Below are 276 nucleotides of genomic sequence, written 5' to 3' on the forward strand. Positions count from 1 at the left end.
CGGCGAACGCGGTGGCGCCGGTGGCGCGGACGCGGATGTCGGCGAACGTACCGATGGAGCTGAAGGAGATCGGGGAGCCGGAGGATGTGGCGGCGCTCGTCACGTATCTGCTGAGCGACCGGGCCCGGGAAGAGAAGATCACCGGGCAGGTCTACACGATCGCCGGCCCGAAGATCGCGGTGTGGGCGCAGCCGCGGGAGCTTCGGGCGGGGTACGCGGAGGGCGGGGCCTGGACCCCGGAGCGGATCGCGGACTTCCTGCCGGGGACGGTGGGGG

General features: G+C 72.8%; 1 pseudogene. It reads left to right on the forward strand.

Features of this window, described 5'->3' with window-relative positions:
• Positions 1 to 276, forward strand: a pseudogene (locus J0695_RS40370) (short-chain dehydrogenase); the annotation flags it as partial.

The organism is Streptomyces beijiangensis, from assembly GCF_017315755.1.
Taxonomy (GTDB): Bacteria; Actinomycetota; Actinomycetes; order Streptomycetales; family Streptomycetaceae; genus Streptomyces; species Streptomyces beijiangensis.